The organism is Streptomyces sp. NPDC001890, from assembly GCF_042891445.1.
In the GTDB taxonomy this organism is placed as follows: domain Bacteria; phylum Actinomycetota; class Actinomycetes; order Streptomycetales; family Streptomycetaceae; genus Streptomyces.
On record NZ_JBIATE010000002.1, the window covers coordinates 1 to 21,714 of the forward strand.

The 21,714-nt window shown below is 73.2% G+C and carries 20 protein-coding genes and 1 pseudogene; 12 read left to right on the top strand and 9 right to left on the bottom strand.

Annotated elements, in window-relative coordinates:
* Nucleotides 1–162 precede the first annotated feature (162 nt).
* A complete protein-coding gene (locus ACFYY1_RS06045) occupies nt 163–1,701 on the bottom strand; it encodes a class I adenylate-forming enzyme family protein (RefSeq protein WP_388581552.1) in 1,539 nt (512 codons plus the stop codon).
* 144 nt (nt 1,702–1,845) lie between these two features.
* Between ACFYY1_RS06045 and ACFYY1_RS06050 the strand changes: the two genes are divergently transcribed.
* The 4 genes from ACFYY1_RS06050 (at nt 1,846) to ACFYY1_RS06065 (ending at nt 6,195) form a co-directional block, all read left to right on the top strand.
* A complete protein-coding gene (locus ACFYY1_RS06050; protein ID WP_388581554.1) occupies nt 1,846–3,039 on the top strand; it encodes an amidohydrolase family protein in 1,194 nt (397 codons plus the stop codon).
* A gap of 7 nt (nt 3,040–3,046) precedes the next feature.
* Complete coding sequence (locus ACFYY1_RS06055; RefSeq protein WP_388581557.1) at nt 3,047–4,207, top strand: acyl-CoA dehydrogenase; 1,161 nt, start codon at nt 3,047–3,049, stop codon at nt 4,205–4,207.
* 7 nt (nt 4,208–4,214) lie between these two features.
* A complete protein-coding gene (locus ACFYY1_RS06060) occupies nt 4,215–5,159 on the top strand; it encodes an acyl-CoA dehydrogenase family protein (RefSeq protein WP_388581560.1) in 945 nt (314 codons plus the stop codon).
* A 517-nt stretch (nt 5,160–5,676) separates the two neighbouring features.
* A complete protein-coding gene (locus ACFYY1_RS06065) occupies nt 5,677–6,195 on the top strand; it encodes an ATP-binding protein (protein WP_388581562.1) in 519 nt (172 codons plus the stop codon).
* A 31-nt stretch (nt 6,196–6,226) separates the two neighbouring features.
* Here ACFYY1_RS06065 and ACFYY1_RS06070 read toward each other — a convergent pair whose 3' ends face one another.
* Nucleotides 6,227–7,153 (bottom strand): cyclase family protein, encoded by a 927-nt coding sequence (locus ACFYY1_RS06070; RefSeq protein ID WP_388581564.1) that lies wholly within the window; start codon nt 7,151–7,153, stop codon nt 6,227–6,229.
* Between the two features lie 83 nt (nt 7,154–7,236).
* On the opposite strand from ACFYY1_RS06070, the gene ACFYY1_RS06075 reads away from it, so the two are divergent.
* From ACFYY1_RS06075 to ACFYY1_RS06085, 3 genes are read left to right on the top strand one after another with little or no spacing between them, the layout of a single operon-like run.
* Nucleotides 7,237–8,151, top strand: a complete 915-nt coding sequence (locus ACFYY1_RS06075; protein WP_388581567.1) for an SDR family oxidoreductase — start codon at nt 7,237–7,239, stop codon at nt 8,149–8,151.
* A 37-nt stretch (nt 8,152–8,188) separates the two neighbouring features.
* The gene (locus tag ACFYY1_RS06080; RefSeq protein ID WP_388581570.1) at nt 8,189–9,385 is read left to right on the top strand and encodes an acyl-CoA dehydrogenase family protein; all 1,197 of its coding nucleotides are present in this window, start codon (nt 8,189–8,191) and stop codon (nt 9,383–9,385) included.
* Nucleotides 9,382–10,431, top strand: a complete 1,050-nt coding sequence (locus ACFYY1_RS06085; protein WP_388581573.1) for a Zn-dependent alcohol dehydrogenase — start codon at nt 9,382–9,384, stop codon at nt 10,429–10,431. The genes ACFYY1_RS06080 and ACFYY1_RS06085 overlap by 4 nt, the downstream gene beginning before the upstream one ends.
* A 20-nt stretch (nt 10,432–10,451) precedes the next feature.
* Here ACFYY1_RS06085 and ACFYY1_RS06090 read toward each other — a convergent pair whose 3' ends face one another.
* On the bottom strand, nt 10,452–11,435 hold the full coding sequence (locus ACFYY1_RS06090; protein ID WP_388581576.1) for a GlxA family transcriptional regulator: 984 nt from the start codon (nt 11,433–11,435) through the stop codon (nt 10,452–10,454).
* Between the two features lie 187 nt (nt 11,436–11,622).
* On the opposite strand from ACFYY1_RS06090, the gene ACFYY1_RS06095 reads away from it, so the two are divergent.
* Together ACFYY1_RS06095 and ACFYY1_RS06100 are read left to right on the top strand one after the other, a co-directional pair.
* Nucleotides 11,623–12,843, top strand: a complete 1,221-nt coding sequence (locus tag ACFYY1_RS06095; RefSeq protein WP_388583406.1) for an MFS transporter — start codon at nt 11,623–11,625, stop codon at nt 12,841–12,843.
* A gap of 86 nt (nt 12,844–12,929) precedes the next feature.
* A complete protein-coding gene (locus ACFYY1_RS06100; protein WP_388583407.1) occupies nt 12,930–13,355 on the top strand; it encodes a DUF2809 domain-containing protein in 426 nt (141 codons plus the stop codon).
* Here ACFYY1_RS06100 and ACFYY1_RS06105 read toward each other — a convergent pair.
* Complete coding sequence (locus ACFYY1_RS06105; RefSeq protein ID WP_388581579.1) at nt 13,282–13,623, bottom strand: hypothetical protein; 342 nt, start codon at nt 13,621–13,623, stop codon at nt 13,282–13,284. The genes ACFYY1_RS06100 and ACFYY1_RS06105 overlap by 74 nt on opposite strands.
* 188 nt (nt 13,624–13,811) lie before the next feature.
* Here ACFYY1_RS06105 and ACFYY1_RS06110 point away from each other — a divergent pair, with 188 nt between their 5' ends.
* Nucleotides 13,812–15,158, top strand: a complete 1,347-nt coding sequence (locus tag ACFYY1_RS06110; protein WP_388581582.1) for an MFS transporter — start codon at nt 13,812–13,814, stop codon at nt 15,156–15,158.
* A gap of 20 nt (nt 15,159–15,178) precedes the next feature.
* Here the strand turns inward: ACFYY1_RS06110 and ACFYY1_RS06115 are convergent, their stop codons facing one another.
* Nucleotides 15,179–15,922 carry a DUF6585 family protein gene (locus ACFYY1_RS06115; protein ID WP_388581584.1) on the bottom strand — a complete coding sequence of 248 codons (744 nt, stop codon included), beginning with the start codon at nt 15,920–15,922 and terminating at the stop codon, nt 15,179–15,181.
* A gap of 105 nt (nt 15,923–16,027) precedes the next feature.
* On the opposite strand from ACFYY1_RS06115, the gene ACFYY1_RS06120 reads away from it, so the two are divergent.
* Complete coding sequence (locus tag ACFYY1_RS06120; RefSeq protein ID WP_388583409.1) at nt 16,028–16,918, top strand: LysR family transcriptional regulator; 891 nt, start codon at nt 16,028–16,030, stop codon at nt 16,916–16,918.
* Between the two features lie 62 nt (nt 16,919–16,980).
* Here the strand turns inward: ACFYY1_RS06120 and ACFYY1_RS06125 are convergent, their stop codons facing one another.
* Nucleotides 16,981–17,595, bottom strand: a complete 615-nt coding sequence (locus ACFYY1_RS06125; RefSeq protein ID WP_388583411.1) for a flavin reductase family protein — start codon at nt 17,593–17,595, stop codon at nt 16,981–16,983.
* Nucleotides 17,596–17,775: 180 nt separating this feature from the next.
* On the opposite strand from ACFYY1_RS06125, the pseudogene ACFYY1_RS06130 reads away from it, so the two are divergent.
* Nucleotides 17,776–18,396, top strand: a pseudogene (locus tag ACFYY1_RS06130) (phosphatase PAP2 family protein); the annotation flags it as partial.
* A gap of 90 nt (nt 18,397–18,486) precedes the next feature.
* Here ACFYY1_RS06130 and ACFYY1_RS06135 read toward each other — a convergent pair.
* The 3 genes from ACFYY1_RS06135 to ACFYY1_RS06145 all read right to left on the bottom strand — a co-directional run bounded on the left by ACFYY1_RS06135 (nt 18,487) and on the right by ACFYY1_RS06145 (nt 21,695).
* A complete protein-coding gene (locus ACFYY1_RS06135) occupies nt 18,487–19,173 on the bottom strand; it encodes a response regulator (protein ID WP_388581587.1) in 687 nt (228 codons plus the stop codon).
* Nucleotides 19,174–19,207: 34 nt separating this feature from the next.
* Nucleotides 19,208–20,638 (bottom strand): histidine kinase, encoded by a 1,431-nt coding sequence (locus ACFYY1_RS06140; protein ID WP_388583412.1) that lies wholly within the window; start codon nt 20,636–20,638, stop codon nt 19,208–19,210.
* A gap of 208 nt (nt 20,639–20,846) precedes the next feature.
* A complete protein-coding gene (locus tag ACFYY1_RS06145) occupies nt 20,847–21,695 on the bottom strand; it encodes an enoyl-CoA hydratase/isomerase family protein (protein ID WP_388581590.1) in 849 nt (282 codons plus the stop codon).
* Between the last annotated feature and the right edge of the window lie 19 nt (nt 21,696–21,714).

Sequence of the window (21,714 nt, forward strand, 5' to 3'; positions counted from 1 at the left end):
CGGTGGGGGTGTGTTTTGGTGGGGTGGGGGTGGTGGGGGGGCGCCGGGTCTACCGGGGGGGGGCCGGGGGGGGGGGGGGGGGGGGGGGGGGGGGGGGGGGGCCCCCCCCCCCCCACCCCCCGCCGGGCGAGCCGCTCCCGCTGGGCCGCCTCGCCCCTCCCGTCAGGCGAACTGCTCCCGCAGCCGGTACTTCAGGACCTTGCGCAGGGCGTCGTTGCGCGGCAGCGCGGCCACCACCTCCAGCCGCTCCGGCAGCTTGTGCACGGACAGCCCCTCGGCCCGCAGATACCCCGTGACCTGCTCCAGCGTCAGCGGCGCGGCGCCCGCGGGCTGTTCCACGACCGCGCAGACCAGCTCGCCCCGCTCCGGGTCCGGCAGCCCGATCACCGCCGCGTCGCCGACGTCCGGATGCTGGTGCAGCAGGTCCTCTATCTCCTTCGCGGAGATGTTCTCGCCCTTGCGGATGATGATGTCCTTCAGCCGTCCGGTGAGCACCAGATGCCCGCCCGCCCTGACGTGGCCGACGTCGCCGGTGATCAGGAACCCGTCCGCGTCGAAGACCGCCGCGGACGCCGCCGGGTCCAGATAGCCCTGGCAGACCGCCTCCCCGCGCAGCCGCACCTCGCCGTCCGTGCCGTGCGGCAGCGGCTTGCCGTCCTCGTCGGTGATCCGGATCTCCATGCCCGCCGGCGGCCGGCCCTCCGTCTCGGCGAGGTGCTCCACCGTGTCGTCGGGGGCGCCCATCGTGATCATGGGGACCTCGGTCATGCCGTACCCGTGGGTGAGCTGGACGCCCATCTCCCGGACCACCGCGTGGTAGATCTCCGGCGGCTTCGGGGCCCCGCCGCCCGCCAGCAGCCGCAGGCTGGGGATCAGCTTCCGGTCCGGTTCCTTGCGCTGCTCGGTCAGGAACATCGAGTAGAACGCCGTGGACCCGCCCGCGACCGTCACCCCGTGGCGCCGGTAGTCCGCCAGCGCGTCCGGCATCGCGAAGTGCTCGAAGAGGACCGCCGGGAAGCCGTACAGGAGCAGCATCACCGAGTAGTCGGGCCCGGCGACATGGGCGAAGGGGAAGGCCATCGAGCCGATGTCGTCGGCCGACAGATGCAGCGCGTGGGCCAGGCAGGAGCCGCCCGCGATCAGGCTGCGGTCGGTGTGCAGCACCCCCTTCGGGTCGGAGGTGGTGCCCGAGGTCCAGTAGATCCAGCGCACCGCCGTACCGTCGCCGGGCGGCGGCGGGAGCACCGACGGATCGCCGTCGGGCAGTGACGCGTACGCCTCGAACACCGTCACCGGCCGGTCCGCCGTCACCCGCCCGGCCATCGCCGTGTGGTCGAAGCCGCGCCAGGTGCCCGGTACGGCGAAGAACTCCGCCTTCGACTCGCGCAGCGCGAACCCCACCTCGCGGTCCCGGTAGAACGGGATGACGGGCGACTGCACGGCGCCGATCCGGGTCAGCGCGAACGACAGCAGCACCGTTTCGATCCGGGTCGGAAGCTGCCAGGCGACGACGGTGCCCGGACGTACGCCCATCTCCCACAGCCCGGCCGCGACCCGCTCGCCGCGGCCGCACAGCTCGCCGAAGGTCAGGGTGCGGTCGTCCTGGATCAGGAACGGGCGGTCCGGGGTCAGGCCGGCCCGGCGTTCGACGAGTTCCCAGAAGGTGCCCGATGCACCCAGGGCGTGCGCGGTCTCGGTCACGGCGAACCCCTTAAAGCTGACGGACAGTCAGATGGTGCGGAGAGCGTAGAGCGCTGCGCCTTGTCGGTCCAGGGGTGCGGGGCTAGCCTGTTGGCGACATAAATCTGACGGGCCATCAGAAAATCGCGCGCCGAAGGGGACACCATGACGGAACTGCCTCGGATCGTCAGCGTCGACGACCATGTGATCGAGCCGCCGCACCTCTTCTCGACCTGGCTGCCCGCCAAGTACCGCGAGCGCGGCCCGCAGCCGCTCACCGCGGGCATCGGCGAGCTGGCCTACACGGGCGGCAAGTACGTCATCACCATGGATCCGGACGGCCCGCCCACCGACTGGTGGATCTACGAGGACCTGAAGTTCCCGTACAAGCGCAACATCGCCGCCGTCGGCTTCGACCGCGACGACATGACGCTGGAGGGCATCACCCGGGCGGAGATGCGGCCCGGCTGCTGGGACCCGGCCGAGCGGCTCAAGGACATGGACCTCAACCACGTCGAGGCCAGCCTCTGCTTCCCGACCTTCCCGCGCTTCTGCGGCCAGACCTTCGCCGAGGCCCACGACAAAGAGGTCGCGCTCGCCTGCGTGCGCGCCTACAACGACTGGATGGTGGAGGAGTGGTGCGGCGACAGCGGCGGCCGGCTCATCCCGCTCTGCATCATCCCGCTCTGGGACATCGGCCTCGCGGTCGCGGAGATCCACCGGAACGCGGCCCGCGGGGTGCGCGCGGTGACCTTCTCCGAGATCCCCACCCACCTCGGCCTGCCGTCGATCCACACCGGCTACTGGGACCCGTTCTTCGCGGCCTGCCAGGAGACCGGCACGGTCGTCAACATGCACATCGGGTCCAGCTCCCAGATGCCCGCCGCCTCGCCGGACGCCCCGCCCGCCGTGCAGGCCAGCCTCTCCTTCAACAACGCCATGGCCTCGATGATGGACTTCCTCTTCAGCGGGGTCCTGGTGCGGTTCCCGCGGCTCAAGCTCGCCTACAGCGAGGGCCAGATGGGCTGGATCCCGTACGCCCTGGAGCGCGCCGACGACGTCTGGGAGGAGCACCGGGCCTGGGGCGGGGTGCGCGACCTGATCCCCGAGCCGCCGTCCACGTACTACTACCGGCAGATCTTCTGCTGCTTCTTCCGCGACAAGCACGGCGTCGCCTCGCTCGACGTCGTCGGACGGGACAACGCCACCTTCGAGACCGACTACCCGCACGTCGACTCGACCTTCCCGCACACCAAGGAGGTCGCCCTCGACCACGTCAAGGGACTGGACGACGAGACCGTCTACAAACTGATGCGCGGAAACGCGATCCGCATGCTCGATCTGGACCTCGACAAGTAGGCCCGCGATGGACCTCGCGTACACCCAGGAGGAACAGGAGTTCCGGGCACGGCTGCGCGAGTGGCTGGGCGCAGTGCTGCCCGGACTGCCGCCGAAGCCCCGCCCCGACGACTGGCCGGGCCGCCGCGCGTACGACACGGCCTGGCAGCGGATGCTCCACGACGCCGGCTACGCCGGTCTGCACTGGCCGGTCGACGCGGGCGGCCGGGGCGCGACCCCGACCCAGCACCTGATCTTCCTGGAGGAGACGGAGAAGGCCGGGGCCCCGTACGTCGGCGCGAACTTCGTCGGGCTGCTGCACGCCGGTCCGACGATCGCCGCCGAGGGCAGCGCGGAGCAGCGGGCGCGCTGGCTGCCCCCGGTGCTGAGCGGCGACGAGATCTGGTGCCAGGGGTTCAGCGAGCCCGACGCCGGTTCGGACCTTGCCGCGCTGCGGACCAGGGCGGTGCGCGACGGCGACCACTACGTGGTGAGCGGCAGCAAGATCTGGACCTCGCACGCCGAGGTCGCCGACTGGTGCGAGCTCCTGGTGCGTACGGACCCGGCGGCGCCCAAGCACCGCGGGATCACCTGGCTCGCGATGGAGATGGACGCGCCGGGCGTCACCGTCCGCCCGCTGCGCACCCTCGCCGGGTCCACCGAGTTCGCCGAGATGTTCCTCGACGAGGTGCGGGTGCCCGTCTCCCACCGGGTCGGCGCGGAGAACGACGGCTGGCGGGTCACCATGGTCACCCTCTCCTTCGAGCGCGGTACGGCCTTCGTCGGCGAGGTCGTCGCCTGCCGCCGCACCCTGGACGCCCTGGCGGCCGAGGCCCGGCGCAGCGGACGCTGGGACGATCCGGTGCTGCGTCGCAGGCTGGGCAGGCTGAACGCCGAATTCCGGGCGCTGTGGCGGCTCACCCAGTGGAACGTCGGCGAGGCGCAGCGGGCCGGGGCCGGCGGCGTGCCCGGGACCGGCGGTTCGGTCTTCAAGCTGCGCTACTCGCACGCCCGCCAGGAGCTGTACGAGGCGGCCGCCGAGGTGCTCGGCGCCGACAGCGCGGACCTGGACCGGGAGTGGGTGCTGGACCGGCTGTCCTCGCTCTCGTACACCATCGCCGCGGGCACCTCGCAGATCCAGCGGAACATCGTCGCCGAACGCATACTCGGCCTGCCGAAGGGGCGCTGACGCACTCATGGACTTCCAGCTCTCGGACGACCAGCGGGCCCTGCGGGCGGGGGTGCGGGAACTCCTCGCCGGGCGCTTCGGCAGGGACCGGATGCGGGCCGCGCTCGATACCGGCACCGGCGTCGACCGGGCCCTGTGGCGGGAGCTCGGCGAAGCCGGGTTCTTCGCGCTGCGGCTGCCGGAGGCACAGGGCGGCGTCGGTCTCGGGCTGCCCGAGGCGGTCCTGCTCTTCGAGGAGGCGGGGCGCGCGTTGCTCCCCGGACCGCTGATCGCCACCCACCTCGCGGCCGGCCCCGTCAAGGGCGCGGCGCAGGGCGAGACGGTGGTCGCCGTGCTCGACCCGGGGCAGCCGGTGGCACACCTGGGCGAGGCGGACGCGCTGCTGGTGCTCGGCCCCGGATGTACGGACACCGCCCGGGTGCAGGACGTCGCCCAGGTACGGGACGCCGCCACCCCCGTACGTTCGATGGACCCGTTCACCCCCCTGTGGCGGGTCGCGGACCCGGTGGAGGCGGGCGAGCAGCTGCCCCGGGGCGGGCGGCTGCGCGACGAGGGTGCCCTGCTCGCCGCCGCCGAACAGCTCGGCAGCGCCGCCCGGACGACCGAGATGGCCGTCCAACACGCCGGTGAGCGCGAACAGTTCGGATCGCCGATCGGCGCCTTCCAGGCGGTCAAACACCTGTGCGCCGGAATGCTGGTCCGCGCCGAACTGGCCCGCTGCGCCGTCTACGCGGCGGCCGTGACCGCGGACCCGGTGGAGATCGCGGGCGCCAAACTGCTCGCCGACGACGCGGCGGTCCGCAACGCGCGCGACTGCCTCCAGGTGCACGGCGGCATGGGCTTCACCTGGGAGGCGGACGTCCACCTGCACCTCAAACGGGCCTGGCTGCGGTCCGGGCAGTGGCTGACGGCTGCGGCGGCCGAGGAGGTGCTCGCGGGGGACCTGTGCTGAAACCGGACGGGTTCCGTGCAGACCTCGGGCGCCCGGCGGCGGGTGAATGCGCGGTGCGCGCGGATCACGGACAGGGGCACAAGCCTCACGCTGCGGAGTTACGCAGTGCAGTGGACGGCCACCGGCCCCGGCCTGCGGCCTTCACGTCTTCCGTCACGGCGTGGAGTCGGCGCCGGGCTCGGGTACGCTCCGTTGGATGCGACAGGAACTGGAACCGGGCGGTCCGGGCGTTGCCCCTGCGGTGACTCCGGCCCCGGAACGGTGCCCTGCTCGCGTTCCAGGCAGAAGCGCCGGGGATGCCCCGGGGGCGGTTCGTACGGCCTCGACGCGCCTCTGTTCGACTCCCCGCAACGTGCGTCGCACAGTATGCATCACGCGTACTCCTTCGCGCTGGAATATGCCCGAAGCGCTTGTTGCGGTGACTGTACGTCAACCATGCTGTCTCGCAGGGGAATCACGTTCCGTGACCCCGAGGAGGCGCGAGGCGATGTGTCCGCCGGTTCGGATGGTGTGAGCGGTGCAGGTGCTTCAGGTTCAGCTGGAGGTCGGGCCGGATCCCGCAGAGGTCGGGCGGGCCCGTAGATGGGCCCGGTCGAGACTGGTCGGGTCCGGGATAAGGGACGACGAGCCACTGGCCGAGACGCTCATCCTGCTGATCTCGGAGCTGGTCACCAACGCGGTGGTGCACACCGGGTGCCCGGCGGTGCTGCGCATGCTGTTCGGGCTGACCGGCTCGGCCGGTGCGGCCGGGACCGTCCGGGTCGAGGTGGCCGACGCGAGCTGTCGGCCGCCGCAGCAGCGCCACGCGGCGGGCGAGGACACCAACGGCCGGGGCCTGGAGCTGGTCGACGGCCTCGCCGACCGCTGGGGCTGGCAGCCGGAGGGCGCGGGCAAGCGCATCTGGTGCGAGGTCGACCGGGGCGCGCCGCTGATCCAGCTGCCGCTGCACTCCGGCGCGCAGGGCGCCGCGCCCTGCGCGGGGGATGCGGGCCGTGATGCGCACCAGGTGTCGCAGGCCGTCAAGCACTTTGCATAAAGGTTAAAGCAGTTCGCTGAGGGCTCTCCCGTCACAGGACGGCGACCGGCGCCACCGGGGTGCCGGTCGCGCCGGTGAACGGCTCCGGCATGGCGGAGAGCAGGAAGGCGTACCGCTTCTCCTGTGCACAGGCTGTGGACAGCGCCTCCAGATTCCAGTTCTGGCCCTGCAGCATGCCCATCTCGACCAGGTCCAGCGCGTGCACCCCCAGCCACAGGTCCTCGATCTCCGGCGGGAAGATCTCGAAGGTCAGAGTGTCGTTGGCGACCGCCGCCACGTCGCGCGCGCGGAACCACTCGGGCGTCCGGACCGACAGGCCGGGCGACGGATAGCCGTACGCGTGCTTGTCGCCCGCCAGATACACCTGCACCTGCCCGGTCCGTACGAGCACGATGTCGCCGGACCGGACCCGTACCCCCGCCAGGTCCTCGGCCGCGTCCAGGTCCTCGGGGGTGACGGCGTGGCCGCCCTCCAGCCGGTCCACGCCGCGCGCCCGCGCCACGTCGAGCAGCACCCCGCGCGAGACGATGTGCGGCGCCTTGTCTATCCCGCTGAACTGCGCGCCGCCGTGTGCGGTGATCGTCGAGGCCGGGCGGCCGTTGTAGATCTTTCCCGAGTGCGAGGCATGGGTCAGGGCATCCCAGTGGGTGGCCGTCTGCAGGCTCAGGACGGCCGTGTCGTCGCTGGTGGCGACGGTGCCGGGGCCGAAGAGCTCCTGGTTGATCTGGATCATGGTGTGCAGCGGATTGACCCGCCCGGGGATCAGGCCGCTCTGCACCCCGTCCTGCTGGAGGGGGAGCGCGAGCGGGATCCGCAGACCGGTGCGGACGGTGGCCGCCGCCTCGCGCACGACGGCGTCGGTGATCAGGTTGAGCGTCCCGATCTCGTCGTCGTCCCCCCAGCGGCCCCAGTTGTTGACCCGCTTCGCGATGTCGTGGAACTCGGCCGGCAGTGACATGACGCCTCCTGGGGCTTGTGCTCGTGGACCTGATGGCCCATAAAATCTAACGGTCCGTCAGAAACCGCGGGAAGGGGCCGGACATGGGGAACTTCTTGGCAGGCAAGGTGGTGGCCGTCACGGGTGCCGGGCGCGGCATCGGGCGGGCGGTCGCGCTCGCGGCGGCGGCCGAGGGGGCGCGGGTCGTCGTCAACGACTACGGCGTCTCCATCGAGGGCGGCGAGCCGAGCAGCGAGGTCGCCGAGGCGGTCGTCAAGGAGATCGAGGCGGCGGGCGGCGAGGCGGTGGCGGTCGCCGACGACATCGCCACGATGGCGGGCGGTCAGCGGATCGTCGACACCGCGCTCGCGCGGTACGGGCGGATCGACGGGGTCGTCTGCGTGGCCGGCATCCTGCGGGAACGGATGCTGTTCAACATGTCCGAGGAGGAGTGGGACCCGGTGGTCGCCACCCACCTCAAGGGCACCTTCACCGTCTTCCGGGCCGCGTCGGCGGTGATGCGCAAGCAGGAGGGCGGCGGCACCCTGATCGGCTTCACCAGCGGCAACCACCAGGGCAGCGTCGCCCAGGCCAACTACAGCGCCGCGAAGGGCGGGATCATCTCGCTGGTCCGGAGCGCGGCGCTCGGCCTGCACAAGTACGGGGTCACGGCCAACGCCGTCGCCCCGGTCGCCCGCACCCGGATGTCCGCCAACGTCCCCATGGAGCTCAAGGAGATCGGCGAGCCGGAGGACGTGGCGGCGCTCGTCGTCTACCTGCTCAGCGAACGGGCCCGCGAGGAGAAGATCACCGGCCAGGTCTACACGGTCGCGGGGCCGAAGATCGCGGTCTGGGCCCAGCCCAGGGAGCTGCGGGCCGGGTACGTCGAGGGGGCGTGGACCCCGGAGCGGATCGCGGACTTCCTGCCGGGGACGGTGGGCACCGACCCGATGCCGATGCTGGCGAAGCTGGAGGAGATGGCCGCGGCGGCCGCGGCGAAGGCGCGCCCGAACGCGTGAGGCCCTGGACGGCGAGCGGCAACAGCAGGAGGCATCCGTGGACTTCGGCTTCGGTCCCGACGACACCGCCTTCCGGGCCCAGGCCCGTGCCTGGCTGGAAGAGCACCTCGTGGGCGAGTACGCGGCGGCCGCCGGCACCGGCGGCCCCGGCAGCGAGCACGAGGGCGTCGCGGTCCGCCGCGCCTGGGAGCGCGAACTCGGCCGCGACGGCTGGATCGGCCTCGGCTGGGACGACCACGGCGCCGGCCACGGCAACCGCCGCGCCAGCCTGACCCAGCAGGTCGTCTGGGCCGAGGAGTACGCCCGCGCCGACGCCCCCGCCCGGGTCGGCCACATCGGCGAGAACCTCCTCGCCCCAACCCTGATCGCCTACGGCAGCCAGGAGCAGCAGCGCCGCTTCCTGCCCGCCGTGGCGCGCGGCGAGGCGCTCTGGTGCCAGGGCTACAGCGAACCGGGTGCCGGATCGGACCTTGCCGCGGTGCGCACGGCCGCGGTGCGCGACCCGGGCGGCGGCGGCCACCGGGTGACCGGGCAGAAGATCTGGACGTCGCTCGCGAAGGAGGCCGACTGGTGCTTCGTGCTGGCCCGCACGGAGCCCGGCTCCCACCGCCACCACGGCCTGTCGTTCCTGCTCGTACCGATGGACCAGCCCGGCAGGATCGAGGTGCGGCCGATCCGCCAGATGTCCGGGACCAGCGAGTTCAACGAGGTCTTCTTCGACGGGGCGCACGCCGAGGAGTGCGTCGGTGGCGAGGGCAACGGCTGGACGGTCGCCATGGGGCTGCTCGCCCTGGAGCGCGGCGTCTCCACGCTCGTCCAGCAGATCGGCTTCGCCGCCGAACTGGGCCGGGTGGTCGAGGCGGCCGTCGACAGCGGCGCCGTCAGCGACCCGGTCCTGCGCGAACGCCTCGTCCGGCAGTGGGCCCAGCTGCGGACCATGCGCTGGAACGCCCTGCGCACCCTCGGCTCCACCGGCGACCCGGGCGCGCCCAGCGTGGCGAAGCTGCTCTGGGGCGGCTGGCACCAGCGTCTGGGCGAGCTGGCCGTGCAGATCAGGGGCGCGGCGGCCGCCGTCGGCCCGGACGACTGGTCGGCGAAACAACCGTACGGACTCGACGAGGCACAGCGCCTGTTCCTGTTCACCCGGTCCGACACCATCTACGGCGGCTCGGACGAGATCCAGCGGAACATCATCGCCGAGCGGGTGCTCGGCCTACCGAGGGAGCCGAGATGAGAGGCGTCGTCTTCGACGGCAAGCGGACCGAGGTCGTCGACGACCTGGAGATACGCGATCCGGGCCCCGGCGAGGTGCTGGTGGCGGTGGCGGCGGCCGGGCTGTGCCACAGCGACCTCTCGGTGATCGACGGGACGATCCCGTTCCCGCCGCCGGTGGTGCTCGGACACGAGGGCGCGGGGGTGGTCGAGGCGGTCGGCGCCGGCGTGCGCCATGTGGCGCCGGGCGACCACGTGTCGCTGTCCACGCTGGCCAACTGCGGGGCGTGCGCCCAGTGCGACCGGGGGCGCCCGACCATGTGCCGCAAGGCGATCGGGATGCCGGGGCAGCCGTTCTCGCGGCACGGGAAGCCGCTGTACCAGTTCGCCTCCAACTCCGCCTTCGCCGAACGGACCCTGGTCAAGGCCGTGCAGGCGGTGAAGATCCCGGCGGACATCCCGCTGACCTCGGCGGCGCTGATCGGCTGCGGGGTGCTGACGGGCGTGGGCGCCGTGCTCAACCGGGCGAAGGTCGACCGGGGCGACACGGTCGTGGTGATCGGCACCGGCGGCATCGGGCTCAACGTGATCCAGGGCGCCCGGATCGCGGGCGCGCTGACGATCGTCGCCGTCGACGCCAACCCGGCGAAGGAGGCGGCGGCCCGGCAGTTCGGCGCGACACACTTCCTGACCTCGGCGGACGGGGTGCGGGACATCCTGCCGCACGGCGCCGACCACGCCTTCGAGTGCGTCGGCCGCACGGAGCTGATCCGTACCGCGATCGATCTGCTGGACCGGCACGGCCAGGCGATCCTGCTCGGTGTCCCGGCGGCCACGGCGGAGGCGTCGTTCCTCGTCTCGTCGATGTACCTGGACAAGTCGATCCTGGGCTGCCGGTACGGCTCCTCGCGCCCGCAGCGGGACATCGCGCTCTACGCGGAGCTGTACCGGGAGGGCCGGCTGCTCCTGGACGAACTCGTCACCACCACCTACCCGGTGGAGGACTTCGCCAAGGCCGCGGACGACGCGCACCACGGCCGGGTGGCCCGGGGCGTGCTGGTGTTCTGACCCTTCGCGCCGGGCGCCCCTCAGGAGCTCCCGGCGCGGAAGGTGCGCCGGTACACCGTCGGGGACACCCCCAGCGCCGCCTGGAGGTGCTGCCGCAGCGAGGTGGGCGTCCCGAAGCCCGCGTCCCGCGCCACCTGGTCGATCGACAGGTCCGTCGACTCCAGCAGGTGGCGGGCCCGTTCGACCCGCTGCCGGGTCAGCCACTGGACCGGGCTGACGCCGACCTCCTCCCGGAACCGCCGGGTGAAGGTGCGCACGCTCATCGACTCCTGCTGCGCCATGTCGCGCAGCAGGATCGGCCGCTCCAGCCGCCCGAGCGCCCAGCTGCGCGCGGTGGTCGTGGTCGCGAACCGGGCCTCGGGCAGGGGGCGTTGGATGTACTGCGCCTGTCCGCCGTCCCGGTGCGGGGGCACGACCGTGCGCCGGGCGACATCATTGGCGACGGCGGTGCCGTGGTCCCGGCGCACGATGTGCAGGCAGAGATCGATCCCGGCGGCGACCCCGGCGGAGGTCAGGACGTCCCCGTCGTCGATGAACAGGACGTCCGGGTCGACCCGCACCTCGGGGAAGAGCTGCTGGAAGTGGTCGGCGTGCGACCAGTGCGTGGTGGCGGGGCGCCCGTCGAGATACCCGGCGGCGGCCAGCACGTAGCTGCCCGTGCAGATCGACACCATCCGGGTGCCCGGCCTGATGCGGGCGAACGCGGCGGCCAGTTCGTCGGTGAGCCTGCCCTCGTCGAAGACGGGGCCGAGTTCGTAGCTGGCCGGAACCACCACCGTGTCGGCGGTGGCCAGGGCCTCGGGGCCGCGTTCGACGGTGATCGTGAAGTCCGCGTCGGTACGGACCGGGCCCGGCGGGCGGACGGAACAGGTCACGACTTCGTACAGGCCGCGGCCCTTCTCGTGCGGTTCGATGGCGAACGCGCGGCCGAATATCCGCTGGGGGATGCCCAGTTCGAAGGGGAGCAGCCCGTCGAGGGCCAGGACGGCGATTCGGTGCGGCATTGGCGGACTCCCTTCACCCCTAGTGGTATAGACCTCAACCCTGATACATGTCACTCCTGTGAAGGAAAAGTCAGCGCAATATCCGCGCATTCCCGCCGCCGAACGCGATGGTGTGCAGCCCCTTTTCTCCGGCTCCCGCGATGTGCGCGCAGGCGGCGGCGGACTCGACGGCGGACTCGGCGGCGGCCTGGGCGGCGGCCTGGGCGGCGGCCCGGCGGAGGGGCTCTGGAACCGCAACTTCCGGCTCTTCTTCGTCGCCCGCACCGCCGCGCTCTTCGGTGACGGCATGATTCCGGTGGCGCTCACCGCCGGGCTGCTGGGTGCCGGCCGCCCGCACTCCTCGGTGGGGTTCGCGCTCGCCGCCTGGATGGGCCCGCTGGCGCTGTTCGTGCTCTTCGGCGGCGTACTGGCGGACCGGTTCACCCCCCGCCGCATGATGATCATCGCGGACGCGCTGCGGCTGGTGGGGGCCTCGGTGCTGGCGTTCTCCTTCGCCACCGGGAACCCGCCGTTGTGGGCGGTGTACGCGCTCAGTTCGGTGGCCGGGGTGGGCGCCGCGCTCTTCCAGCCGGGCGTCGCCTCGACCGTGCCCCGGGTCGCCTCGGACGTGCAGCGGGCCAACGCGGTACTGAGGGTCTCCGAGGCGCTGATGACCATGGCGGGCCCGGCCTTCGCGGGCATGCTCGTCGGGCTGGCCAGTGCCGGGGCGGTCTACGCGGCGAACGCCTCGACCTTCCTGGTCTCCGGCATCTGCCTGTTCCTGCTCCGGCTCGCCCCGGCCCCCTCGGACGAGGCGCCGCGCGGCGGCTTTGTCTCCGAACTGGCGGACGGGTGGCGGGAGTTCCGGGCCCGCAGTTGGCTGTGGGGGGTGATCGCGATCTGGACGGTGTACGGCTTCACGGTGCTCGGCCCGATGCTGCCGCTCACCGCGGTCGAGGTCACCGAGGCGCACGGCTCGGGGACGTACGGCGTGATGATGGCGGTGAACGGCGCGGGCAGCGTCGTCGGCGGGCTGCTGGCCCTGCGTCTGAGACCGCGCCGCCCGCTCGCGGCGGGCGCCGTCGCGCTGACCGGGGTCTGTGTGAACCTGCTGGTGCTCGGGCTCGGGCTGCCGGTGCCCGCGCTCGGGGCGGGGCAGTTCGCGGCGGGTGCGGCTTTCGCGTTCTGGCTGGTGATGTGGTCGACGACGGTCCAGACGCATGTGCCGCCCGAGGCGCTGAACCGCCTGCACGCGTACGACGTGGCGGGCTCGCTGCTGATGCTGGCGGCGGGCCGGGCGCTGGCCGGACCGGTCGCGGACCGGGTGGGCACCCCCGAGGTGCTGCTGGCCGGCGCGGTGATCAACCTGATGGTGGTGGCGGTGCTGCTGGTGGCCCGGCCGATCAGCCGGCTGGAGCGGATCGCGTGACCGGGGGTGGGGGAGTGAACGTGAGCGGGAGCGGGAGCGAGGGCGGGGTCGGGGTCGGGGTCGGGGGCAGGGGCGCCCGGACGGCCTTGCGCGCCCGTGCGGTCGCGGCCGGCGCCGCGGCGGCGACCGTGCTCGCCGGGCTCGGGGTCAGGGCGTTCATGGACGGCGACCTCGCCAAGTACGCCGGGGACGCGCTCTACACCGTGCTGATCTGCGCCCTGGCCGCCGTGATCGCGCCCGGCGCGCGGCCGGTCGTCACGGCCGGGGCAGGGCTGACGTTCAGCTGGGTGGTCGAGCTGCTGCAACTGACCGGGGTGCCCGCGGAGCTCTCCCGGCACAGCACGGTGGCGCGACTGGTGCTCGGCTCGACCTTCAACGCGCCCGATCTGCTCTGGTACGCGGTGGGAGCGGGCTTCGCCTGGGCGGTGACGGCCCTGGCTACTTCTCCCGCTTCTCCCGGCTCCGCTCCTCGGACTTCTGCATCTCGACGACCTCGAAGACATGGGCGCTGATCTGCCTGCGCACGCTGCCGGCGACCAGCAGCCCCGCACCGAGAACGGACAGGGGCGCGGAGATCCCCAGGATGGTCAGCCCCTTCGGTACGTCGCTCTCCACCTCGCACACCGACGACCTGCCGATGTAGCAGTACATGCCGTCCTGGTCCGCCAGCAGGAAGCCCAGCCAGACCCACAGGGCACAGGCGATCAGCAGCAGCACGGCGCCCCATGCCTGCATCAGCGCGGAGCGGTGGTGGAAGTGCTGACGTGCTGCCCACTGCATGGAATCCCCCCGGATCGGCGTGCTGTGCGACGGGGCCGGCGCGCCCGGCCCGTCGGCCGACTGGCGATCGTACGCGCACCAGGGCCCGTCCGTCCGGCCGGGCCGGGCCGGGAAGCGGCGATCCCGATGGCCCGATTCCTGCGAAGGGTGTCCCTCCGGCCACTCGTGGGGAGGCGCGCCACGACCCGATGCTGAGTGACGTGACCCAGACAACCGACAGCGCCGCCCGGTACGACGACCGGCCGGCCACCACCCCGGCAGCCCCCGGGCGCCCCTCCCGCCGACGTGTCCACCGGGCCTGGATCGTCGCCGCCGTCACCTTCGTGACGATCATCGGCGGCGCCGCCTTCAACTCCCTCCCCGGCCTCCTCATCGAGCCGCTCAACGCGCGGTTCGGCTGGTCGCGCGGGGAGATCGGACTCGCCGTCTCCATCGACATGGCGCTGTACGGGCTCACCGCACCGTTCGCCGCCGCGCTGATGGACCGCTTCGGCATCCGCCGGGTGGCCGTCGTCGCCCTCACCACCGTGGCCACCGGGGCGCTGGCCAGCGTATGGATGACGGCCTCCTGGCAGCTGATGCTCTACTGGGGCGTGCTCGTCGGCCTGGGCACCGGCTCCATGGCGATGGCGTTCTCCGCCACGGTCACCAACCGCTGGTTCGTGGCCCGGCGCGGCCTGGTCACCGGCATCCTCACCGCGGCCGGCGCCTCCGGCCAGCTGGTCTTCCTGCCGCTGTGCGCCTGGATCGTCGAGCACCACGGCTGGCGCCCCGCATCGGTGACGGTGGCGCTCGCGGCCCTGGTCGTCGTCCCGTTCGTCTGGTTCCTGCTCCGCGACCACCCGGCCGACGTGGGCCTCGCCCCGTACGGCGGCAGCTACGTGGAGAAGCCGGCGCCCGCGCGCGGGGCGGCGCGGCGGACCCTGCGGGTACTGGCCGACGCGGCGCGCACCGGGCCGTTCTGGCTGCTGGCCGGTACGTTCGCGATCTGCGGGGCCTCGACCAACGGCCTGATCCGTACGCACTTCGTGCCCTCGGCCCTCGACCACCACATGCCGATCACCGCCGCGGCCTCGCTGCTCGCCGTCATCGGGATCTTCGACATCATCGGCACCGTCTTCTCCGGCTGGCTCACCGACCGCTTCGAGGCCCGGCGGCTCCTCGCCGTCTACTACGCGCTGCGCGGCGTCTCGCTGCTCTTCCTGCCGATGCTGATGGCGCCGACGGTGCAGCCCCCGATGGTGTTCTTCATCGTCTTCTACGGCCTGGACTGGGTCGCCACCGTCCCGCCGACGCTGGCCCTGTGCCGCGAGCAGTACGGGGAGGACAGCGCCATCGTCTTCGGCTGGGTGCTGGCGTCCCATCAGGTCGGCGCGGCGCTGGTGGCGTTCCTGGGCGGGGTGGCGCGCGACGTGTTCGGCTCGTACGACGTGGTCTGGTACGCGTCCGGGGCGCTGTGCGCGATGGCGGCGCTGATGGCGCTGGTGATCCGCCGGGTGAAGGAGCCTTCGGACGCCGTCGCCGGGCTCGGCTGATGTCGCCGGGAGCCGGTGCCTCAGGCCGGCGAACTTTCGGCGCAGAGGTGCTGGGCGACGGCCAGGAAGACGTGCAGGTTCGCGATGTCGCTGACCGCGGCGCCGCACCGGCGCCCGGAGCCGCCGGCCCCCATGGCGTTCACCCGGCCCGCTGACACCTGGATCTCCTGGACGCCGGACCAGGGGAGTTGGCCCTTCCCCCGGGCGGTCAGGCCGGTGCGGGAGAGCGACAATTCCCCGAAGTCGGCGGTCCCGCCCGCCAGGACCGATTCCAGGACCGCCGGGCCCTGGGCCCGCAGGACGGCCTGCTGCATACGGGGGCCCCAGGTCTCGGGACCCTCGTAGAAGTGTGTGATCCTCGCGTGGTCCCGGCCCGGGCCCACCGCGGAGTAGACGTACTCGGTGGTCGACGGGACGCCGTTGATGATCTTCTGGGTGATGTCCTGGTAGAGCCGCACGGAGTCCCAGCGGATGACGACCCTGCCGTCGCCGGACTCCGGGTGCACGATCAGTCCGTTCTCGAACAGGTGGAGACGCTTGGCGGCCTGCCTCCGGCTGAAGTCCGGATACCGGCGCAGCCACCAGAAGAACAGCAGGCCGGGTATCACGAGCAGCGCCAAGAGGTGGAGCGTCGTGAAGATGTAGAGGACGAAGAGCGCCTTGTTCAGGCGCTTGGGGGTGAACGTGCCCTGCGGAGCGCCGAGTCGGTGGGCGGCGGCCAGCTCGGCGGCCTCGGGTGACAGGGTGTTCGGTGCTGCTGCCATGGACGTGTCCCTCGTCTCGAAGCTCGCGAACTCCTGTCGAAGCTAGGACCGGACGAGCCATTCCACCAGCGACTAGATTGCATGTGAGCCATGCGAGGGGGGAATGTGTTCGAGATCGACGCGCTGCGTCTGCTGGTGACGGTGGCCGAAACCGGATCGTTCACGAAGGCCGCGGTCCGGCTCGACTACACGCAGTCGGCGGTGTCCCGGCGGATCGCCTCGTTGGAGAAGGAGGCGGGCGGACCGCTCTTCGAACGGCTCGCCCGGGGCGTACGGCTGAACCCGGCCGGCCACGCGCTGCACCGGCACGCCGTCGAGGTGCTCGCGCGCCTGGCGGGTGCGGAGCACGAAATGGCCGCGATCCGGGCCGGGCGGGGCGGGCGGCTTCGGGTGGGGGCGTTCGCGACGGCCAATGTCTCGCTGGTGCCCGCCGCGCTGCGGGCGTTCGCCAGGTCCAGGCCGGATGTCGAGGTCGTCGCGGTCGAGGGCCGGACCGGTGAGTCGATGCGGCGTCTGGCGGACGGGGCGCTCGACCTGGCCGTGGTCAGCGACTACCCGTCGGGTCTGCCGTCGGCCGACGGCGTGACGACCGAGGCGCTGCTGGAGGACGAGTTGTTCGTCGTGCTCCCCCGTGACCACCGCCTGGCCGGAACCGGGACGGTGGATCTGCGCGAGCTGCGCGACGAGACCTGGCTCCAGGACGTCTCCGCCGACCGGCCCATGATGCTCGCCGAGGTCTGCGGCCGGGCCGGCTTCCGGCCGAAGCGGATCGTCCGGATCGCCGAGTGGACCGGCAAGTTCGGTTACGCGGCCGCCGGGCTGGGGGTCGCGCTGGTCCCTTCGCTGGCCGCCTGGGCGGTCCCCGCCGAACTCGCCGTCTGCCGGCTCGGCGACCTCGCCCCGCGCCGGACCGTACATGTCGCACTGCCCGCCGCCGCCCCGCTTCCGGCGGCGCTGAAGCTGCGGGATCTGCTGCGCGACGCGGCCGCCGGCTGAAGGCGTACGCGTACCGGCGCGCCGACTTACCGGCCGACCCGCCGATCCGCTGTGGCGAGTGCCTACCCGTCGAGCGGCCCGAACCGTCCGAACGTCCCCCGGTGGAACAGCAGCGGACCGGCCCCGTCCGTCGCTCCCATCGCCGCCACCCGGCCGACGACGATCAGATGGTCGCCCCCGGTGTGGACCGCCTGGATGCGGCAGTCGATCCAGGCCGGTACGGAGTCCAGCAGCGGCGACCCGGTCGCCGGGGCGGCCTCGTACGCCACCCCCGCGAACTTGTCCGCGCCGCTCACCGCGAAGCTCCGGCACAGCTCGCCCTGGCCCGCGCCGAGGATGTTGACGCAGAAGGCCCCGGCGCGCGCGATGCGCGGCCAGGTCGTCGACGTACGGGCGACCATGAACGTGACCAGCGGCGGATCGAGGGAGAGCGAGGCGAACGACTGGCAGGCGAAGCCCGCCGGGCCCTCCTCGTCGTCCGGGTCGTGCGCGGTGACGATGGTGACGCCGCTGGCGAAGTGCCCCAGTACGCGGCGGAATTCGCCCGGGTCGACGGGCGGCCGCTCCCCGTCGGCCACGGCTCGCAGATGCGGGCGCGGCAGCGCGTCGACCGGTGCCGGCCCTGCGGTGGTGGCGGCGCCGACGGACCTGAGGTACCGGACGGCGATGGCGGCCATGCCTGCGTGTCCCATCACTCTTCGATTAGAGCTGACGCTCCATCAGATGGGAAGGGCCGGGGACCGGCAGCTTGGACCTGCCGGTGCGGACCGGGCCACCCCTGACGATCGTCGGGGGTGGGCCCTGCCGTTCGGCCCGGGTCCGCGGCGCCGCCGCTTCCTAGGTTCACGTCCATGTTCATGTTCAAGAGACGAGAGACCGGAAGCGGAACCCGGACCGGGGCGGCTACCGGGGCGGTTGCCGGGCGGCCCCTGCTCGCCTGCGTCGTGCTGGCGGCGGGAGCGGCGGCCGTCGTGGCGCTCGCCCCGGGCGGCCTGGGCACGGCCCGTGCCGTGGAGGTGACGGACGGCGCCTCGGCCTCCGTCTACCGCTCGGTGACCCGGGCGGTGGCCGACGCGCCCTCCTGGGCGGGAGGGCTGCTGGAGGCGGCCACCGACGGCACCCTGGTGGTCCTCGGCCTGCTGCTGGTGTGGGCCTGGTGGAGCGCCGTACGACGCGGGGACACCCGGGTCTCGGCGGGCACGGTGCTCACCGGCATCGGCACCGTGACGGCGTACGCGGTCAGCGAGGCGGCGAAACTGGTGGTGGACGAGGAACGCCCCTGCCGGGCCCTGCGCGCCGTCGCGGAAACGGCCGCCGAGTGCCCGCCGCCCGGCGACTGGTCCTTCCCGAGCAACCACGCCACCCTCGCCGCCAGCCTTGCCGTGGGCCTCGCCGTGCTGCGCCCGCGCCTCGCCGCCGTCACCCTGCCGGTGGGCGCGGCGGCGGCGCTGCTGCGGGTCGCGGTGGGGGCGCACTACCCGCACGACGTGCTGGCCGGCGCGGTCCTCGGGTCCTCGGTGGTGGCGGCTGCACTCCTGGCGTTCCTGCCGCTCGCCCGGCGTGCGGCGTCAGCGGTCGAGCGGCGGCTGCGCGGGCGCGACGATCCCGGCCTCGTGGGCGACGACGGCCGCGGCGGCCCGGTTGTCCACGCCCAGCCGGGCCAGGATGGAGCTCACGTGCGCCTTGACCGTCCCTTCCACCAGGTGGAGCCGCCGGGCGATCTGCCCGTTGGACAGCCCGCTGCCGAGGAAGGCCAGTACGTCGCGTTCCCGGCCGGTGAGCGCGCCGACCCGTTCCCGGGCGGCGGTCCGGCGGCCGGCCAGGGCGCCCGCGCCCGTCGCCGAGAGATGGGCGACGACCCGCGCCGCGACCTTCGGTGACAGATAGGCGGCCCCGTCGGCCACCGCGCGGACCCCCGCGATCAGCTCCTCGGGCTCGCCCGACTTGATAAGGAAACCGGCGGCGCCGCCTCCCAGTGCCTGGAGGATGTAGTCGTCCTCGCCGAAGGTCGTGAGCATCACGACCCCCGTCTCCGGCACGGTGCGCCGGATCTCGGCCGCCGCCTCGATGCCGTTCGTCCCGGGCATCCGGATGTCGAGCACGGCGACGGCCGGGCGGTGGCGGCGTACCAGCTCCACGGCGTCGCGCCCGTCGGCGGCCTCGGCGACGACGTCGATGTCCGGATCGGTGGACAGCACGGAGCGCACCCCCGCGCGGATCATCGGCTCGTCGTCCGCGATCAGCACCCGGATCACCGCCCGCCCGTCCTTCCTGTCGTGCGTGGCGCGCTCATGGTGTCAGCGCCTCCTTGGACATCAGCCGGCCGTCCCGGAAGCAGAGCCGGTAGGCGTCCCCGGACCGGTCGTCGAAGCGGTCCGCCGTCATCGCGTAGTACCGGCATGTGATGCCCTCTCCCTTCGGTTCCCCGGCCACCGGCCGCTGCGTGGTCTCACGGTCGGGCAGCAGCCGCCCGACGCTCTCCCGATCCTGTCCCACCCGCAGCCGGGCGTAGTCGCCCGGGTCCAGCACGGACAGCCGGGCCGAGCGGATGTCCCAGGCCATCAGCGCCGCACTCAGCACCGCCCACGCCACCAGGGGCAGCACGACCGCGACGGCCAGCGCCCGGCGGGCGCGGCTGCGGGCACGCCGGTGTTCCGGGGGCAGGGCCGAGGGAGCCGCAGGCGCTCGATGGACGGGTGCGGTGGACAGGGCGGGCGGGGCGTGCGGGATCCGTGCGGTGACCGCGAAGCCGCCCCCGTACGGTCCGTACGCGAACTCGCCGCCCGTCAGCCGCACTCGCTCGTCGAGCCCGATCAGTCCGCGCCCGGTGCCCGGGAGGTCCCCGGCGCGGGCCGGTGCGGGCGCGGGCCCGTTCTCCACCCGGATCGTCGTCTCCCCGGCCGCGTGGGTCACCCGCACGTCCACCCGCGCCCCCGGCGCGTGCTTGGCCGCGTTGGTCAGGGCCTCCTGGACCACCCGGTGGGCGGCCCGTCCGGCCGCCGGGGGCATGGCGCCGGCCTCCCCCTCGACCCGCAGGCCGACCGCGAGCCCGGCGGCCGCGGCCTCCTCGACCAGCCCGGGAATCCCGCTGCCGGACGGCCGGGGCTGCTGCGGGGACTCCTCGCCCGCCTCCTCGCGCAGCAGGCCGATCACCTCGCCGAGCCGCTCCACCGAAGCGGCGGCGCGGGCCCGGATCTCCCCGGCCGCCGCCCGGTGCGCCTCGTCGAGACCGGGGGCCAGTTTGAGGGCGCCGGCCGACAGGGCGATGAGGCTGAGGTCGTGCCCGAGGACGTCGTGCATGTCCTGGGCGATCCTGGCCCGCTCGCGGGACCGCGCCTGCTCGGCGACGAGCCGCTGTTCGCGCTCCAGCCGGCCCGCCCGCTCCCAGCCCGCCCGGACGAGCTCCTGGTACTGGAGCCAGAACCGCCCCGCGAACCACGGCAGCATCGCGGCCACCGCCACCACCGCCGAGAACCGCCCCGCCATCAGCAGCCAGGAAGGCACCAGGGCCACCGCCACCACACCACCGGCCAGCACCGCCACGAGCACCAGGACCGTGGGCCCGGTCCTCCCCGGCTCCCGCCCCGCGAAGAAGGCCGCCACGGCCGCGGGCAGCGCCCACCACATACTGACCGTGCTCAGCCCGACACAGACCGCCGCCGCGACGGCGAGCAGGCTCCCCGGGGCGACGACGGCCCGCCGGACCGCGCCGATCGACATCACTCTCTCCACCCGCACGACCGTACGCAGCCGCGGAGCGCCCCGACACTGCCGAAAGTCACCGTTGCCGACCGCCCCCGGCTGCACCCACGTGGACGGCCCGCACCCGTTCGGCGCGGTCCTGAGGCTGCCGCACCCGTTCGACCTGGACCTGGACACCAGCGGTCCGTGACCCGTGCGACCGATCGGAGCCCCGGGCCGCGTCGGCCTAGACCCCCCGGTACTTCGGCGCTCTGCGCTCCACGAAGCTCGCCACGCCCTCGTTGGCGTCCTGCGTCGTCATGTTGATCTCCTGGGCCATGGCCTCGGCGGCGAACGCCGTCGACCGGTCGGCGTCCAGCGACGCGTTGACGAGCTGCTTGGTCAGGGCGATCGACCGGGTCGGCCCCTCGGCCAGCCGCTGCGCCCAGGCCCGCGCCGTCGCCGCCAGCTCCTCGTCCGGCACGACCCGGTTGACCAGCCCCAGGCGTTCCGCCTCCGCAGCCGGGAGCGAGTCGCCGAAGAACATGAGTTCCTTGGCGCGCTGCGGGCCGATCAGCCGCGGCAGCAGATACGCGCCGCCGCCGTCGGGCACGAGGCCGCGCCGTACGAACACCTCGATGAACTTCGCCGATCCGGCGGCCAGCACCAGATCGCAGGCGAACGCGAGATGGGCGCCGATGCCGGCCGCCGTGCCGTTGACGGCGGCGATGACGGGCTTCTCGCAGTCCAGGACCGCGGCGATCAGACGCTGCGCGCCGAGCCGGATCGTACGGGCCACATCGCCCGGCACCCGCTCGCCGGTCGCCGGGGCGCCGCGCAGGTCGGCGCCCGCGCAGAAGCCGCGGCCGGTGGCGGTGAGGACGACGGCCCGGACCGCCGGGTCGGCGGAGGCCTCGGCGAGCAGGCCGATGACGCGCTCCCGCTGCTCCCAGGTGACGGCGTTCATCGCTTCGGGGCGGTTGAGCGTGATCCAGGAGACGCCGTTGTCAGTGGTGTGGAGTACCAAGGAATGGAGCGGGTCGGCCGGCTTGGCGGACTCGGCGGACTTGGTGATGTCTTCGGGGGAGGACGGCATGGGGCAGCTCCTGGGTGGG